This window comes from Kribbella sp. NPDC048837 (genome assembly GCF_055586945.1).
Genome location: NZ_JBVJHF010000008.1, coordinates 15019 through 31180, shown reverse-complemented (window position 1 = coordinate 31180; position 16162 = coordinate 15019). Strand labels below are relative to the sequence as shown.

General features: G+C 67.6%; 17 protein-coding genes. 8 read left to right on the top strand and 9 right to left on the bottom strand.

The window, feature by feature from the left end; genetic code table 11:
* Positions 1–7: 7 nt before the first annotated feature.
* Entirely contained in the window at positions 8–220 is a 213-nt protein-coding gene (locus tag ACZ6O0_RS32530; RefSeq protein ID WP_465768846.1) for a sulfurtransferase TusA family protein, read from the bottom strand.
* Positions 217–1332, bottom strand: a complete 1116-nt coding sequence (locus ACZ6O0_RS32525) for a cysteine desulfurase family protein (RefSeq protein WP_465768845.1) — start codon at positions 1330–1332, stop codon at positions 217–219. Before ACZ6O0_RS32525 ends, ACZ6O0_RS32530 begins: the two co-directional genes overlap by 4 nt.
* A gap of 193 nt (positions 1333–1525) precedes the next feature.
* Between ACZ6O0_RS32525 and ctaC the strand changes: the two genes are divergently transcribed.
* From ctaC to ACZ6O0_RS32505, 4 genes are all read left to right on the top strand, one after another.
* Entirely contained in the window at positions 1526–2320 is a 795-nt protein-coding gene (gene ctaC, locus ACZ6O0_RS32520; RefSeq protein WP_465768844.1) for an aa3-type cytochrome oxidase subunit II, read from the top strand.
* On the top strand, positions 2317–4089 hold the full coding sequence (gene ctaD / locus ACZ6O0_RS32515; RefSeq protein ID WP_465768843.1) for an aa3-type cytochrome oxidase subunit I: 1773 nt from the start codon (positions 2317–2319) through the stop codon (positions 4087–4089). Before ctaC ends, ctaD begins: the two co-directional genes overlap by 4 nt.
* Positions 4086–4481 carry a cytochrome c oxidase subunit 4 gene (locus ACZ6O0_RS32510; RefSeq protein ID WP_465768842.1) on the top strand — a complete coding sequence of 132 codons (396 nt, stop codon included), beginning with the start codon at positions 4086–4088 and terminating at the stop codon, positions 4479–4481. Before ctaD ends, ACZ6O0_RS32510 begins: the two co-directional genes overlap by 4 nt.
* Before the next feature lie 259 nt (positions 4482–4740).
* Positions 4741–5979, top strand: coding sequence for a L,D-transpeptidase (locus ACZ6O0_RS32505; protein WP_465768841.1), 1239 nt, complete (start codon positions 4741–4743; stop codon positions 5977–5979).
* Between the two features lie 54 nt (positions 5980–6033).
* On the opposite strand, the gene ACZ6O0_RS32500 is transcribed toward ACZ6O0_RS32505, so the two are convergent.
* Together ACZ6O0_RS32500 and ACZ6O0_RS32495 are read right to left on the bottom strand one after the other, a co-directional pair.
* Entirely contained in the window at positions 6034–6798 is a 765-nt protein-coding gene (locus ACZ6O0_RS32500) for a hypothetical protein (RefSeq protein WP_465768840.1), read from the bottom strand.
* Between the two features lie 115 nt (positions 6799–6913).
* The gene (locus ACZ6O0_RS32495; protein WP_465768839.1) at positions 6914–7741 is read right to left on the bottom strand and encodes an alpha/beta fold hydrolase; all 828 of its coding nucleotides are present in this window, start codon (positions 7739–7741) and stop codon (positions 6914–6916) included.
* A 40-nt stretch (positions 7742–7781) separates the two neighbouring features.
* On the opposite strand from ACZ6O0_RS32495, the gene ACZ6O0_RS32490 reads away from it, so the two are divergent.
* Positions 7782–8246 (top strand): MarR family winged helix-turn-helix transcriptional regulator, encoded by a 465-nt coding sequence (locus ACZ6O0_RS32490; protein ID WP_465768838.1) that lies wholly within the window; start codon positions 7782–7784, stop codon positions 8244–8246.
* Positions 8247–8306: 60 nt separating this feature from the next.
* On the opposite strand, the gene qcrB is transcribed toward ACZ6O0_RS32490, so the two are convergent.
* The 4 genes from qcrB to ctaE are packed head-to-tail and all read right to left on the bottom strand — an operon-like array spanning position 8307 to position 12599.
* A complete protein-coding gene (gene qcrB / locus ACZ6O0_RS32485; RefSeq protein ID WP_465768837.1) occupies positions 8307–9971 on the bottom strand; it encodes a cytochrome bc1 complex cytochrome b subunit in 1665 nt (554 codons plus the stop codon).
* Positions 9972–9976: 5 nt separating this feature from the next.
* The gene (gene qcrA / locus ACZ6O0_RS32480) at positions 9977–11026 is read right to left on the bottom strand and encodes a cytochrome bc1 complex Rieske iron-sulfur subunit (protein ID WP_465768836.1); all 1050 of its coding nucleotides are present in this window, start codon (positions 11024–11026) and stop codon (positions 9977–9979) included.
* Complete coding sequence (gene qcrC, locus ACZ6O0_RS32475; RefSeq protein ID WP_465768835.1) at positions 11023–11889, bottom strand: cytochrome bc1 complex diheme cytochrome c subunit; 867 nt, start codon at positions 11887–11889, stop codon at positions 11023–11025. Before qcrC ends, qcrA begins: the two co-directional genes overlap by 4 nt.
* Positions 11886–12599, bottom strand: a complete 714-nt coding sequence (gene ctaE / locus ACZ6O0_RS32470; protein ID WP_465768834.1) for an aa3-type cytochrome oxidase subunit III — start codon at positions 12597–12599, stop codon at positions 11886–11888. Before ctaE ends, qcrC begins: the two co-directional genes overlap by 4 nt.
* A 31-nt stretch (positions 12600–12630) precedes the next feature.
* Between ctaE and ACZ6O0_RS32465 the strand changes: the two genes are divergently transcribed.
* The 3 genes from ACZ6O0_RS32465 to trpD are packed head-to-tail and all read left to right on the top strand — an operon-like array spanning position 12631 to position 15064.
* The gene (locus ACZ6O0_RS32465; protein WP_465768833.1) at positions 12631–13548 is read left to right on the top strand and encodes a cytochrome c oxidase assembly protein; all 918 of its coding nucleotides are present in this window, start codon (positions 12631–12633) and stop codon (positions 13546–13548) included.
* A gap of 46 nt (positions 13549–13594) precedes the next feature.
* Positions 13595–14014, top strand: coding sequence for an Rv3143 family two-component system response regulator (locus ACZ6O0_RS32460; protein WP_465768832.1), 420 nt, complete (start codon positions 13595–13597; stop codon positions 14012–14014).
* Between the two features lie 6 nt (positions 14015–14020).
* Positions 14021–15064, top strand: a complete 1044-nt coding sequence (gene trpD / locus ACZ6O0_RS32455) for an anthranilate phosphoribosyltransferase (protein ID WP_465768831.1) — start codon at positions 14021–14023, stop codon at positions 15062–15064.
* A gap of 33 nt (positions 15065–15097) precedes the next feature.
* Here trpD and ACZ6O0_RS32450 read toward each other — a convergent pair whose 3' ends face one another.
* Entirely contained in the window at positions 15098–15823 is a 726-nt protein-coding gene (locus ACZ6O0_RS32450; protein WP_465768830.1) for a hypothetical protein, read from the bottom strand.
* Between the last annotated feature and the right edge of the window lie 339 nt (positions 15824–16162).

Below are 16162 nucleotides of genomic sequence, written 5' to 3'. Positions count from 1 at the left end.
GAGTCTGTCAGTCGACCCGTCGAACGACATACGTGTTTTCGGCGGCGGACACCAACTCCTGCGAGCGCATCCGGCACCAGGCCGGGATGTCGGTGGCGGCCGCCGGGTCGTCGGCGAGCACCGTGACGGTGTCGCCGACGGCAACGGTCGGTAGCGTCTTGGCCAGGTTGATCACCGGGAGTGGACAGAGCAGGCCGCGGCAGTCGAGGTCGACGTTCACATCCCCACCTCCGCCCGGATCCGCTGGACCACACCAGGAACCACAGCACAGAACCGATCGATCTCGGCGTACGTCGTGCCGCGCGTCAGCGAGATGCGGACGTTTCCATGCGTCAGGACGCCCATCGCGGCGAGGACATGCGAGGGCTTCAGGGTGCTCGACGTACACGCCGAGCCGCTGGAGACCGCGAACCCTTCCGTGTCCAGCGCGGTCACGAGGGTCTCGCCGTCCACGTACAGACACGAGAACGTGAGGATGTGCGGCAGCCGGTCCTCGGGATCGCCGACCACCTCGACGTCGGGGATGTCGGCGGCCATCCGGCGCCGGATCTCGTCGATCCAGGCCCGGTGCTGCTTGTTCAGCTCCTCGGCCTCGCTGAGCCGGGCTTGCAACGCAGCGGCGGCCGCCAACGCGTTGGGTACGTCCGGGAAGCCGGGGGAGAGCCCGTCCTCGCGTTCGTCCATCGGCCAGGCCGGGGCGATCCGGGTCCGCTTCCGCACCGCCAGTAATCCGACACCCGCCGGTCCGCCCCACTTGTGCGCGCTCGCCGCCAACGCCGCCCATCCGGACGGTACGGCGTCGTGCCCGATGGACGCGGCCGCGTCGACGAACAGGGGTACGTCGCCACACGCCTCGACCGCCGCGTCGATCGGCTGCCGCGTACCGACCTCATGATTGGCGGACTGCAGCGCCGCCACGGCTACACCGGGTTGCCGGACCGCTTCGGAGAACGCCTCCAGGTCGACCCGCCCGGCCATGTCCACACCCACTTCGACGCCCGTGGATCCCGCCGTGTGCAGTACGGCGGAATGCTCGACGGCACTGTGGACGACGGTGCTCCCCACCCGCTTGCGGGCGGCCCCTATCGCGGTCAGTCCGGTGTGGACGGCCGCCGTACCCGAGGTGGTCAGGTACAGCTCGTCCGGACGCACTCCGACCGCGTCCGCGAGCACCGCGCGGGCGTTGTCCAGCAGCAGCCGCGCGGTCCGTCCCTCGTGGTGCAACCGGACCGGATCGGCCCACCCCGAATCGACTGCCGACAGCAACATTTCCCGTGCTGCCGGGTGTAACTGCTCGGCCGACGCCGCGTCCAGATACGCACGCTCACTCACACGGGAAACGCTAAGCCCTACCTCTGCGCAAGAACGCGAAAGGTGTCCAGTAGTGTTTGGTCGTCAGTCTCACTTGGGAAGGGAAAGGCGCCCCGTGGGTTCGAACGGCACGCCCGGAGTGGACGAGCGATCGGCAGGTCCTGCCGGCGCCACACGTCCGGCGAAGCGACGCCTGCTGGTCGGTAGTGCAGTGGTGTTCGGCACCCTGCTGCTGACCGGTTGCTCGTCGGAAACCACTGAGCAGTGGAAACGACTCGGTCTCCCCGAGGGCGCATCGGACCGGACCGAGGCCGTCCGAAGCCTCTGGATCGGCGCCTGGATCGCCGCGCTGATCGTCGGTGTATTGGTCTGGGCCCTGATCCTGTACGTCAGCGTCCGCTACCGCAAGCGCAACGACGAGGCACCCCGGCAGGTGCGGTACAACCTGCCGCTCGAGGTGCTCTACACGCTGGCGCCGTTCGCGATCATCGGCGTGCTCTTCTATTACACCGTCGAGCACGGCGACAAGATCACCGCGATGTCGAACGCCCCGCAGCACACCGTCAACGTGGTGGGCCAGCAGTGGCAGTGGACCTTCAACTACAAGGACACCGTCGACGGTCAGCAGGGCGTCTGGGAGACCGGCACGATGGACAAGCCGGCCACCCTGTGGCTGCCGGTGAACGAGTCGGTCCACTTCGACCTGAACTCGCCGGACGTGATCCACTCCTTCTGGGTGCCGGCGTTCTACTTCAAGCTCGACGTCATCCCGGGCCGGACCAACAAGTTCGAACTGACCCCGACCAGGATCGGCACCTTCGCGGGTAAGTGCGCCGAGCTCTGCGGGCTCTACCACAGCCGGATGGTGTTCACCGTCAAGGTGGTCAACCGGGACGAGTACGACGCGCATCTGCGCGAGCTGGCCGCCAAGGGCCAGACCGGCGCCGCCACCGGCGGCTCGGATGCGACGACCATTCCCGGTCACGGGGAGCAGGAGGGCGGCAAGTGACCGACTACGCCGAGCGCACCGGCGCTATCGGTGCTACTACCGCGCTGCCCAGGCGGCGTAGCAAGGGCCAGATCGCGGTCAAGTGGCTGACCACCACCGACCACAAGCTGATCGGCCACATGTACCTGATCACCTCGTTCGTGTTCTTCCTGATCGGCGGCGTGATGGCGCTGGTCATGCGTGCCGAGCTGGCCAAGCCGGGCCTGCAGATCGTGAACGAAGAGGTCTACAACCAGCTGTTCACGATGCACGGCACGATCATGCTGCTGCTGTTCGCGACGCCGCTGTTCGTCGGGTTCGCGAACGAGATCATGCCGATCCAGATCGGCGCCCCCGATGTGGCGTTCCCGCGGCTGAACATGTTCAGCTTCTGGCTGTTCCTGTTCGGCGGTCTGATCACCCTCAGCGGGTTCTTCACCCCGGGCGGCGCCGCCGACTTCGGCTGGTTCGCCTACGCCCCGCTGTCCAACGCCGTCCGCTCGCCGGGCATCGGCGGGGACCTGTGGATCATGGGTCTGTGGATGGCCGGTCTGGGCACCATCCTCGGTGCGGTCAACTTCGTCACCACGATCATCACCATGCGCGCGCCCGGGATGACGATGTTCCGGATGCCGATCTTCACCTGGAACATCCTGGTCACGTCGATCCTGGTGCTGATCGCGTTCCCGATCCTGGCCGGCGCGCTGCTGATGCTGGAGGCGGATCGAGCCTTGGGGGCTCACGTCTTCGATGCCGCGAACGGCGGGCCACTGTTGTGGCAGCACTTGTTCTGGTTCTTCGGGCATCCCGAGGTCTACATCATCGCGTTGCCGTTCTTCGGCATCATCACCGAGATCCTGCCGGTGTTCAGCCGCAAGCCGGTCTTCGGCTACATCGGCCTGGTCAGCGCGACCCTGGGCATCGCAGTGCTGTCAGTGGCGGTGTGGGCGCACCACATGTTCGTCACCGGCGCGGTGAACCTGCCGTTCTTCTCGTTCATGACGTTCCTGATCGCGGTCCCGACCGGGGTGAAGTTCTTCAACTGGATCGGCACGATCTGGGGCGGTTCGGTGTCGTTCGACACGCCGATGCTCTGGGCGATCGGCTTCTTGACCACCTTTCTCTTCGGTGGTCTGACCGGCATCATCCTGGCCTCGCCGGCACTGGACTACCAGCTGTCCGACTCGTACTTCGTGGTGGCGCACTTCCACTACGTGGTGTTCGGGACCGTGGTGTTCGCGATGTTCGCCGGGTTCTACTTCTGGTGGCCGAAGTTCACCGGGCGGATGCTCGACGAGAAGCTCGGCAAGCTGCACTTCTGGTTGCTGTTCATCGGGTTCCACACCACGTTCCTGGTGCAGCACTGGCTGGGTGTCGAGGGGATGCCGCGGCGCTATGCGTCGTACGGCGCGAACGAGGGCTTCACCACGCTGAACGAGGTGTCCAGCGTCGGTGCGTTCATCCTCGGCCTGTCGATGTTGCCGTTCTTCTACAACGTCTACAAGTCGCGCAAGTCCCCGCTGGTCGGTGTCGACGACCCGTGGGGTTGGGGCCGGTCGCTGGAGTGGGCGACCAGTTCGCCGCCGCCGCGGCACAACTTCGAGCGGCTGCCGCGGATCCGGTCCGAGAGCCCGGCGTTCGACCTGCACCACGCCGACCTCGCCCTGGCCGAGTACCCGGCCAACCGGGCCGGCAAGGACAACCTGCTGGACGCGGGTGAGGACCAGGGCCGGGTCGAGCATCTCGAGGAGATCGCGAGTACCGAGACCGAAGGGAAGGACAAGGCGTGAAGGTCGAAGCCTGGGTCTTCGGGATCCTGAGCGTGTTCGTGCTGGTGGTCACGCCGATCTACTGGCTGATGTCGGAGGACCCGACCGGGACCACCGCGCTGGTGATGACGTTCTTCCTGTCGCTGCTGGTCGCGTTCTACCTGAGCATCACCGCCCGCCGGATGGACGCCAGGCCGGAGGACCGCAAGGAAGCCGAGATCGTCGACGGAGCCGGTGAACTCGGCTTCTTCCCGCCGTACTCGTGGTGGCCGCTGTGGTGCGGCCTGACGCTGGCGGTCGTCGTGCTCGGCGTCGTCTTCGGCTGGTGGCTCTTCATCGTCGGCTGCGCCCTGGGCATCGTGACCCTGAGCGGTTTCATCTTCGAGTACTACCGCGGTGACCACGCTCACTGAGGCCACCTCTCCTCACCCCCTGCGTGCTGCGACTGCAGGGGATGAGGAGAGGCGACCTAGTTGAGCGTTATACGAAAAACGCCGTCTGGGAACGAACCGGGCGGCGTTTTCGTGCGTCTTTAGAGACGTCACCGGTAACGGGCCGTTGTGGTCCGTACCACTACGGTGGCGGTGCGTTGCCAAGGTCTGTCCGTACGCCGGGTTACCCTGACGACGGTTTGACGAAACAGGGGAGAGCTGGGGAATGGTGAGCGGTTCGGTGAGGAAGCACGGCCTTGCCGTGGCGGGGATCTGTGTGCTGCTGCTGGCCGGCACGGCGTGCAGCGACACGGACGCGGGTGGGAACAACTCGTCGGCACCCGGTGCGACGACGACGCAGGGCAATGGCACTCCGGGCGCCTCGACCACCCCGGGCGCCTCGACCCCGTCCCAGGATCCGGCCGCGGCGGCGATCTCGATCGTGCCCGCCAAGGGAGCGAGCTCGGTGCAGCCGGACAAGCCGGTGACCGTGTCCACCTCGACCGGCAAGCTGAGCGACGTCACGCTGAAGGACGACGACGGCGACAAGGTCGACGGCAGCTTCAACACGGACAAGACGCAGTGGACCTCCACGGACCACCTCAAGCCGAACGCGACGTACACCGTGAGCGGCTCCGCCGAGGGCACCGACGGCGCGAGCGTGCCGATCAGCTCGACCTTCAAGACGCTGAAGGCGGCCAAGAGCCTGAAGGCCTCGGTCGTCCCGCTGAACGGTGAGACCGTCGGCGTGGCGCTGCCGATCCAGATCTACTGGAACAACCCGGTGAAGGACCGTGCCGCGGTCGAGAAGCGGCTCAAGGTGACCACCTCGGTCCCGGTCACCGGCAGCTGGCACTGGGTGAACAGCAAGCAGGTCAACTACCGGCCGATGAACTACTGGCCGGCCGGCACCAAGGTGACCGTCAGCATCGACACCCAGGGCGTCAACGCCGGCAACAACACCTGGGGCTCGAGCAGCCGCAAGATCGCGTTCAGCATCGGTAAGTCGGTCGTCGCCAACGTGAACGTCAAGAAGCACCAGATGACCGTGACGATCAACGGCAAGCTGGCCCGGACCATCCCGATCACCGCCGGCAAGGACGGCTTCACCACCCGCAGCGGGGTGAAGGTGATCATGGAGAAGTTCACCACCAAGCGGATGGACGCCGCGACGGTCGGCATCAAGCCGGGCGACCCGGACTACTACAACATCAGCGACGTGAAGTGGGCCCAGCGGGTGACCAGCTCCGGCGAGTTCATCCACGGCGCCCCGTGGTCCGCCGGCAGCCAGGGCAGCGCCAACGTCAGCCACGGCTGCGTCGGCATGAGCCTCGCGGACGCCCAGTGGTACTTCAACCAGACGCTGCGCGGCGACCCCGTCATCGTCACCGGCACCACCCGCCACATGGAGCCCGGCAACGGCTGGACCGACTGGAACACCACCTGGGCCGCCTACAAGGCCGGCTCAGCCCTCTCCTGACCGCCACACCCGACGCGACCCCCTTCCCCGCATACCCGCGGGCAGGGGGTCGTTTCAGTTGAAGGTGTATCCGGCCAAAGCCTTCGAGGGGAACGACGCGAGCTGACTCCAGTCATCCAAGGCTGAGTCCAGGATCTCCTTCACTTTGGACTTGGCCTGTTCGAGAGCAAGCTCGATGAAGCACTGGCATCGAGTGAGGTCATCTCCGTTCAGGAGGCACAGCAGTACTCCGGTGATCTGCACGCCACGGGCCACGGCTACGAGCTTGGCGTCACCAGGGAGTGGGATCTTCCGGACGAGTTCGCGAACGAACCGCCGTTCGAGCCGGTCGGCGCCCAGCAGCGATGCCAGGCGCTCGCCAATCCCGCCGACCAGATCGTGGATCTTGGCCTTTCCGTCGAGGATCGCCTTCGCGATGCCAGCCAGAAGCCGGCAGCGTCGGCGCCGGCGGTTGCGCAGCAGCTTCCTGAAGGTCGTGTCCGTGACGTACTCACTCGCCCGCTCGGCGACAGTCTCGCGCCAGCCCTCTGTCAGGGCGTCTGCGCAGAGTTTCGCTGCCGCGTCGACTCTGTCGCGCTGCCGCGGCGTGAGATTCTCCGGCGCATGTGTGGGTCGTCCGCGGGCCTGTTGAGACCGGCCCGAACGCCGCTTGCGTCTGCTGCGCGAGCTTCGACGCCCGCGCGCCGGTCGGGGACCCGGCTGACGGGCAGCTGTGGACCGACGACTCTTGGTTGAGGTCTTCGGCCTCCGAGCCCGTTGGCCGGGAGCCAAGGCGGGCTCACCAAGGTGCTGATAACAGCGCAGACCTGCTTCCTTCACTGGCCTGTCGCAGGGTCCTCCGTCCTCGGTCGCTGCTCTGCACTTCGGCATATAACGATGATCGGCTGTTCAGGTATGGTCCGCATTAGTCACGGTGTGTCAGGACATCGGCGCATCACCCAAGGAGCTTCTGCAGCGCGCTTGAGAGCTCGTCGGCGTGGAGTGTGGGGAGTGAGTGGTGGGTGGCGTCGTCGAGGTGTACGACGGTTGCTGTGGGGGTGAGGGTGGTGACTCGGTGGGTCAGCTTGGTGGGGTTCTGGCTCTTGCTGCGGCCGGCGACGATGACCAGGGGACTGGGGTGGAGGTTGCGTAGCTGGTCGTCGGTGGGGCGACGCGGGCGGACGAACGGGGTTGCGGGCTGCTCGGCGGCCAGGGCGGCGAGGTCGAGCCAGTCGGGGTCCACGGGGAGGCCTTGAGTTTCCCAGCGCAGGAAGGACTTCGTGCGGGCCTGGGAGGGGCGCAGCAGGCTCGGTAGGGCGCGGAGGACGTAGGGGAGTCGGAGGCCGAGGTAGCAGTCGGTGGGGTCGACGAGGGCGAGGCGGTCAACGCGGTCCGGGTGCGCGAGGGAGTAGGTCAGCGCGATCCAGGCGCCGTACGAGTGACCGCAGAGCGCGGTCCGGGTGATGCGCAGGCCGTCGAGGGTATTCGTGAGCCAGGTGTGCAGGTCGGACGGCGTCTTCGGCCGCCGGCCGGTGTTCGTACTGCGTCCCGCGTCGCCGATCAGGTCCACGGCGTACACGCGGTGGCGCTCGGCCAGGCGGGGCGCCACGGCGAACCACACCGGCGAGGTCGCTCCGTGCCCGGCGAGCAGGACGACGGGTGGGCCGTCGTCCGGACCACAGGCATTCACGTGGGTGGTGCCGAACTCGTCGGTGAGCTCGAGCTGCTCCACCGGGACGTCCCAGCGGGCGAGGAGAGCGTCGTACGCGTCCTGGAAGGTCATGGCGCGAGAATAGCTCACTCAGTGAGGTAAATTGCCGGGTATGCGAGAAGGAGTGCGGCCGGCCGACCCCGAACGGGCGGCGGCGCTGGACCTGGTGCACCGGCTGCGGGACGTCGCGCTGCGGCTCGAGCTGGCGATGGGGGAGTTCGCCCGGACGTCCGGGCTGCACGGCACCGACGTACGGGCGCTCATCCGCCTCCTGGACGCCGAACGGGCCGGTGTCGAGGCGACGCCCAGCTGGTTGGCCCAGCAGCTCGGAATGACCTCTCAGGCGACGACAGCCGTCATTCACCGGCTGGAGGCCGCCGGGCACGTCGAACGCCTCAGAAGCCGCTCAGACGGCCGCAGCGCCCGCCTCCAGGTGTCCGACGCCGCGATCGCCCTCGGCTGGCAGTTCTTCGGCCCGCTCCTGGACCGTCTGATCGCCACCACCGAAGCGCTCGACCCACGCGAGCAGACCCTCGTGAAGGACTACCTGACCGCCGTCTCCGACGCCCTCGGGTAAAACGAAAAGGGCCCCGGCGTGATGCCGGGGCCCTTCGCTGAATGCCGTGCTGGTACGACGTCAGGAGCGGTCGCTGGTGACCTCGCGGTAGGTCTCCGTCTCCTCGGTCAGCTCGTGGATCTCGTCCGCGTCGTGCGCGTGCTCGTGAGCCTCTTCGAGCTCGTGGGCGGTCGGCTTCTGCACCGCGTCGGCGTAGTAGAAGCGGGACAGCCGGGCGCGGAGCTTGTTGAGAGCCCGGCGCGGGGCGCGGACGCCGTTGTCGTCGGTCTCCGGACCGATGTCGAGCGGCAGGACGCGGTCCCGGGCGGTGAGCGTGTACGACTCGTAGAGGCCGATCGGCTCGTGCTTCTCGGTGTACTTGCCCTCGGGGGAGCGCATGATCACGCCGGTCTCCAGACCGTGCATCAGCCGGTCGTTGTCGGCGCGCTGCAGCGAGATCGCGACCCGCCGGGTCACCCAGAACGCCAGCACCGGGCCGAGGAAGACCGCGAACCGCAGGAACCAGGTCACGTGGTTCAGCGACACGCCGAAGTGGGTGGCGACCAGGTCGTTGCCACCACCGATCCACAGCAGGCCGTAGAAGGTGATGAAGGCGGCACCGATACCGGTCCGGGTCGGCATGTTGCGCGGCCGGTCCAGCAGGTGGTGCTCGCGCTTGTCACCGGTGATCCAGCCCTCGATGAACGGGTAGAGCGCGACCAGGGTGACGAACGCCGGTGGAATGATCAGGGCCGGGATGAGCAGGTTCCAACTCAGCGTGACGCCCCAGAAGTGCGACTCGAATCCGGGGAAGATCCGGACCGCGCCCTCCAGCCAGCCCATGTACCAGTCCGGCTGGGATCCCGCCGTCACCTCCGCGGGGTTGTACGGGCCGTACAGCCAGACCGGGTTGATCTGGAGCAGCGCCCCCATCAGCGCGGTGATGCCGAAGACGACGAAGAAGAAGCCGCCGGCCTTGGCCATGTACACCGGCATCAGCGGGTAGCCGACCACGTTCTTCTCGGTCCGGCCGGGGCCCGGGTACTGCGTGTGCTTGTGGTACACGACCAGGAACAGGTGGACCGTGACCAGGGCCAGGATCAACCCCGGGATCAGCAGCACGTGGATGGTGAAGAACCGGGAGACGAACTCGTCGCCGGGGAACTCACCGCCGAAGATGAAGAAGTTCAGGTACGTGCCGATCACCGGCGACGCCTGGATCATGCCGTTGGTGATCCGCAGACCGGTACCGGACAGCAGGTCGTCGGGGAGGCCGTAACCGATGAAGCCCTCGATGATGCCGAGGAACAGCATCGTGAAGCCGATCACCCAGTTCAGCTCACGCGGCTTGCGGAACGCGCCGGTGAAGAAGATCCGGAGCAGGTGCACCATCATCGCGGCGATGAACAGCACCGCCGCCCAGTGGTGGATCTGCCGCATCAGCAGACCGCCGCGGATGTCGAACGAGATGTCCAGCGTCGAGGCGTACGCCTCCGACATGTGCAGGCCCTTGAGCAGGCTGTACGAGCCCTGGTACTCGACCTCGGCCATCGACGGCCGGAACCAGAAGGTGAGGAAGATGCCGGTGAGGATCAGGATGATGAAGCTGTAGAGCGCGATCTCGCCGAGCATGAAGGACCAGTGGTCCGGGAACACCTTGCGGAGGTTCTTCCGGCCGATCTTGCCGATGCCCAGGCGGTCGTCGACCCACTTGACCGGGGGCGGAAACTCTTTCGTCTCTGACACTGGTGTCACCCTCGTTCCCAGAAGCTCGGGCCGACCGGCTCGGTGAAGCCGCTTTGTGCGACCAGGTAACCCTCGCTGTCCACCGCCAAGGGTAGCTGAGGCAGCGGACGGGCCGCGGGGCCGAAGACGACCTTGGCGCCGTCGGCCAGGTCGAAGGTCGACTGGTGGCACGGGCAGAGCACGTGGTGGGTGGTCTGCTCGTACAACGAGATCGGGCAGCCGACGTGGGTGCAGATCTTGGAGTAGCACAGGATGCCGTCGACACCCCAGTTCTCCCGCCCGGGCTTGGTGCGGATCTCGCTGGGCTTGATCCGGACCACGATCACCGCGGACTTCGCCTTGGCGTTCTGGTACGCGACCGGGCTCTCCTCCTGCAGCGGCGCCAGGTTGGCCGGCGCCGCGTTCACCAGTTGGCCGATCACCATGTCGGACGGCTTGATCGGCCGGTCGGTGACGTCGTTGACGACCCGGATGCCCTTGGCCCAGATGGTGTTGTACAGGGTGCGGCCGGGCAGCGGACCGAGGTCACGCAGCAGCACGATGGTCGGCAGACCGAGCAGGGCCATCGCGCCGATCAGCGAGCGGCGGATCAGCTTGCGCCGGGTGAAGCCGGACTCCGCCACACCCTGCTGGAACGCGTCGGTGATGTCGGCGATCTGCTCGGGCGTGGAGTGCGCGTCGTGCCGGTCCTCGGAGATCTCCTCGTCGACCATCAGCTTCTTGGCCCACTGGATCGCGCCGGCGCCGATCAGGAACAGCGCCAGCCCGAGGCACAGGCCGATCACCATGTTGTTGGCGTTGCCGGACAGCGGGCCGAACTCGAGCACGGACTCCCGCGGGATGGCGAAGTACGCCACGCAGGACCCGAGCGCGAGCAGGCCGGCCAGGGTGAACATCGTCGCCACCTGGCGCTCGACGCGGTCGGCGGCCTTCGGGTCGATGTCGGTGATCCGGTACTCGTGCGGCTCGATACCCGGGTCCGGGATCGGCTCCGCCACCTGTACCTGACCGTGCTCCTCTTCCGCCTTCACGACGGGAAGCTTGTCGTCACTCATTCGGCCTTCGCTCCCTTGGCCTTGACGCCCTTGGCGCCGATCCACACTGCAACACACACCAGCAGGCCGATACCGACCAGCCAGCCCCACAGACCTTCGGAGACCGGGCCGAGCCGGCCGAGGCCGAAGCCACCCGGGTCCTTCTGCGTCTGCAACGCCTTCAGGTAGGCGATGATGTCGCGCTTGTCCTCCGGCTGCATGACCTGGTCGGAGAAGACCGGCATCTGCTGCGGGCCGGTCAGCATCGCTTCGTAGATGTGCTTCTCACTCACACCCATCAGCGACGGCGCGTACTTGCCGTTCGGCAGGGCGCCACCGCGGCCGGCGAAGTTGTGGCAGGCCGTGCAGTTCGTCCGGAACAGCTCGCCACCGCGGGTGACCTGCTCGTCGGTGGCCTTGCTCACGTCGTACGACTCCTGCGCCGGGACGGCCGGGCCGGGGGCCAGCGAGGCGACGTACGCCGCCAGGGCCTCGATCTCCTCCTGCGTGTACGCCGGCGTCTTGCGCGGGATCTGCGCACCCGGCTGCATCGCGGGCATCCGGCCGGTGCCGACCTGGAAGTCGACCGCGGCCGCGCCGACGCCGATCAGCGACGGGCCGGCCATCTTGCCCTCGCCGTTCCCGCCGCCCTCGGCGTTCAGGCCGTGGCAGCTGGAACAGCCGACCGCGAAGAGCTTCTTGCCCTCCTCGATCTGCTGGGACTGGGCCGAGTTGTCCGCGACCGCGTTGTCAGGGGCGAAGGCGGCGTACGCCGAACCCACTGCCAGGAGGCCGAACAGGAGCACGACGAGGCCGGCTGACCGGTGCCGTCGACGTGCGGAGAGGAAGCGCGCCGGTGACAAGGAAAGTCTCTTCTCACTCATTTGAGCAGGTAGATGGTCGCGAACAGGGCGATCCAGACCACGTCGACGAAGTGCCAGTAGTAGGACACGACGATCGCCGAGACGGCCTGTTCGTGGGTGAACTTACGAGCCATGTACGTCCTGGCCAGGACGAACACGAAAGCGATGAGACCGCCGGTCACGTGCAGACCGTGGAACCCGGTGGTCAGGTAGAAGACCGATCCGTACGGCGACGACGAGATCGTCAGGCCCTCGTGGACCAGCTTGGCGTACTCGGTCACCTGGCCGGCGATGAACACCGCGCCCATCACGTACGTGAGGATGAACCACTCACGCATGCCCCAGGACCGGGGGTTCGCCAGCGCGCCGCTCCGGCCCACCTTGCCGTGCTCGGCGGCGAACACACCGGCCTGGCAGGTGAACGACGACGCGACCAGGATGAACGTGTTCACCGAAGCGAACGGCACGTTCAGCATCTCGGTCGACGTCTGCCAGAGAGTCTCGGTCCCGGCAGCGGCGGAAGCGGTCGTCACCGACCGGATCGTGAAGTACGCCGCGAAGAGGGCGGCGAAGAACATCAGTTCGCTCGAAAGCCAGACGATCGTGCCGACACTGACCATGCTGGGACGGTCGTGGTGTCCGTGTTCACGAGACGCTGGGAGCGCGGTTGCAGTGGCCACGCCGTCATTATGTCGGTCCTGCTGTTCAACGCCACGACCACCCCCGTGCATGTCGGCAACTGATGGTTTCTACTGTGGAAGCGTGCTTCCCCTCCACGCCACGCCGGGCGACCAGATCGAGCCGTTCACGCCGCTGCGGTTGCTGACGGGCTGGACCCTCGAACCGGTGTTACTCGGTGTGATCGTCCTCCTCGGCGGGCTCTATCTGTACGGCGTCCACAAGCTGCGCAAACGGGGTGACAAATGGTCCCGGGCCCGCACCTTCTCGTTCGTCGGCGTGGGGCTCGGAAGTGCCGTGATCGCGACCCAGTCGGCGCTGGGCACCTACGACACGGTGCTGCTCAGCGTGCACATGGCCCAGCACATGATCCTGTCGATGCTGACGCCGTTGATGCTGGCGCTCGGCGCGCCGATCACGCTGGCGTTGCGGACCCTTCCGCAGCGTCCCCGGAAATGGTTGCTCTCCGTATTGCATTCGCGGGTCGCGAAGGTGCTCTGCTTCCCGCTGGTCGGCTTCACACTGTTCGTGCTGAGCCCCTGGGCGCTCTATTTCAGCGGCTGGTACGTCGCCACTCTGCACTCGCCCGTGTTGCACGACCTGCTGCACCTGCACTTCATCCTGGTCGGCTCGCTGTTCTTCTGGCCGCTGCTCGGGATCGACCCGGTGCCGGGGCGCGTGATCTATCCGTTCCGGCTGATGTTGATCTTCCTCACACTGCCGTTCCACGCGTTCCTCGGCATCACCATCATGTCCGCGAACAAGCTGATCGCCGAGGACTGGTACACCAGCTTCGGCCGGTCCTGGCCGCCGTCGCCGCTGCACGACCAGTACATCGCGGGCGGCCTGCTGTGGGGCTCGGGTGACCTCGTCGGCGTGGTGTTCTTCGCCGTCCTGTTCGTCCAATGGGTGCGCGAGTCCCAGCGCGAGGCCCGCCGGGAGGACCGCCGGCTGGACCGGTTGGAGGAACAGGCTCGCCGGGCCGGGCAGACACCCCGGTAGCATTCGCGGTGTCCAGTCTTCCTAGAACCAAGCTTGGGATGGATCGATGAGTTCAGAGCGTCCGCTGAAGGTGCTGGTCTACAGCGACGACCGTACGACGCGGGAGTCCGTCCGGCTGGCCCTGGGCAAGCGTCCGGCCGCCGATCTGCCCGAGCTCGAGTACGTCGAGTGCGCGACCGAGCCGGCCGTGATCAAGACCATGGACAAGGGCGGGATCGACCTGGCCATCCTGGACGGCGAGGCCGTCCCGGCCGGTGGCATGGGGATCGCGCGGCAGCTCAAGGACGAGATCTTCCAGTGCCCGCCGGTGCTGGTGCTGACCGGCCGTCCGCAGGATGCCTGGCTGGCGACCTGGTCGCGCGCCGAGGGCGCGGTCTCGCACCCGCTCGACCCGATCCGGCTGGCCGAGGTCACCGCGGACCTGCTCCGGCAGCGGCTGGCCAAGCTGCCCGCCACCACCGCCTGACGCCCCATGGCCGCCTACACCTGGCCGCAGGTGCTCAATCCGCTGCTGCGGCGTGAGGACCTGGAGGCCGCCGCCACCGCGTGGGCGATGGAGCAGATCCTGTCCGGCGCCGCGTCGCCGGCGCAGCTCGCCGGCTTCGTGATCGCGCTGCGGGCCAAGGGCGAGACGGTGACCGAGGTCGAGGGCCTGGTCGCGACCATGCGCGACTTCGCCGGCAAGGTCTCGGTCTCCGGCCGGACGCTCGACGTGGTCGGGACCGGTGGTGACCAAGCCCACACCGTGAACATCAGCACGATGTCGGCGATCGTCGCCGCCGGGGCCGGCGCGAAGGTGGTCAAGCACGGCAACCGTGCGGCCTCGTCGGCCTGCGGTGCGGCCGACGTTCTCGAGGAGCTGGGCATTCCGCTCGACCTCACCGCGGCGCAGGTCGCCGAGGTGGGGGAGCGGGTCGGGATCACGTTCTGCTTCGCGTCCGCGTTCCACCCGGCTCTTCGGCACGCCGCGGTGCCTCGGCGTGAGCTCGGCGTACCGACGACGTTCAACCTGCTCGGACCGCTGGCGAACCCGGGCGATCCGTCGGCGCAGGCCGTCGGCGTCGCGGACGAGCGGATCGCCGGACTGATCGCGGGAGTGCTTGCGCGGCGTGGGATCGATGCGCTGGTCTTCCATGGTGATGACGGGCTCGACGAGCTGACCACCCGGACGACGTCGAAGGTGTGGACTGTCGGCGGCGGATCGGTCGACGGGCCGTTCACGGTGGATCCCCGGGAGCTCGGGATCGAGCCGGTGTCCGCGGATGCGCTGAAGGGTGCGGACGCTGCGTACAACGCGAAGGTCGTACGGGCGTTGGTCGACGGAGAGCCCGGTGCGGTGCGGGACGTCGTACTGCTGAACGCCGGCGCGGCTCTGGCGGCGTACGAGCCGGAGCCGGGGGATGTGACGAGCCGGATCCGGAGCGGGATGGACCGGGCGGCGGAGGCGATCGATTCGGGTGCGGCGAAGGAAGCACTCGACCGGTGGATCGCTGCTTGCGCCGAAGTGCGAGGCTGAAAGGGCCGGCGGATTCCGCCGGCCCTTCGCGCGTTACTTGTTGATCTTGATCTGGCTGACCTTGAAGCGCCAGACGTTCTGCCACAGCGGCGTGGATCCGGCGATGTCGGCGATCGACACGGCCGCGGTGCCGTCGCCGCGGTCGATCACCGCGACCATCACGGTCGAGAAGGTCTCCTTGACGCCCGGCTGATTCACCGCGACCTTGGCGACCAGCTCATGGCCGACGTGACCGCCGACAGTGATCGCCTTGTGGGTGGTCCCCGGCAGGACCTTCACGTCCTTGCTGTACAGCGCGATGATCGCCCGCGAACCCGCCTGCACCGCGGCCTCCTTCAGCCCGGCCGCGGTGTTCTTGTACGCGATGTCGGGAGCCAGCTGGCCGAACGAGGTGACGTTGCCCCACTTGGCGCCCTTGCCGTTGTAGTTGTCATGCACCGTGAACCAGATCGCGGCCCCGCCGACCAGCCCGGTCTCGTCGGAGTAGTTCGTCCAGGCCGAACTCATGATCGGCATCGTGTCGTTGTTAGCAGCAACCATCTCGGTGCCGAGCACCTTGCCCACCGGCGTCGGCGTCTCCGACGGCTTCACCGACGGACTCACGGTCTCGATCGGCGCCTGATTCCCCGACGGCAGCGCCACCGGCGTCACCGCGTCCGCCTTCGTCCAGATCCACCCCACACTCAATCCGGTCGTCGCCAACGCCGCAATCACCAACACCAGCGCACCAATCAACCGCGCCTTGGCCCCAGCCTCCATCGGCGGCTTCCCGCCACCCGCGCCCCCCGCGCCAGACGGCAACCGCTGCCCAGCCCCCACCTGCCCATACGCCGCCTGCCCGGCAGCCTGCCCCGGCCGAGCCCCCTGCTGCCCATACAGCCCCGACTGCCCCGCCCCGCCCGCCTGCTGCCCGTAGGGCGCCGACTGCGCGGCCCCGACCGCCTGCTGCCCGTGGGGCGCCGACTGCCCTGCCCCGGCCGCCTGCTGTCCGTAGGGCCCTGACTGCCCTGCCCCGGCCGCCTGCTGCCCGTAGGGCGCTGACTGCGCCGCCCCGAACGACTGCGGCCCCTGCTGTGGCAGGGCGTGCTGCCCCTGCGG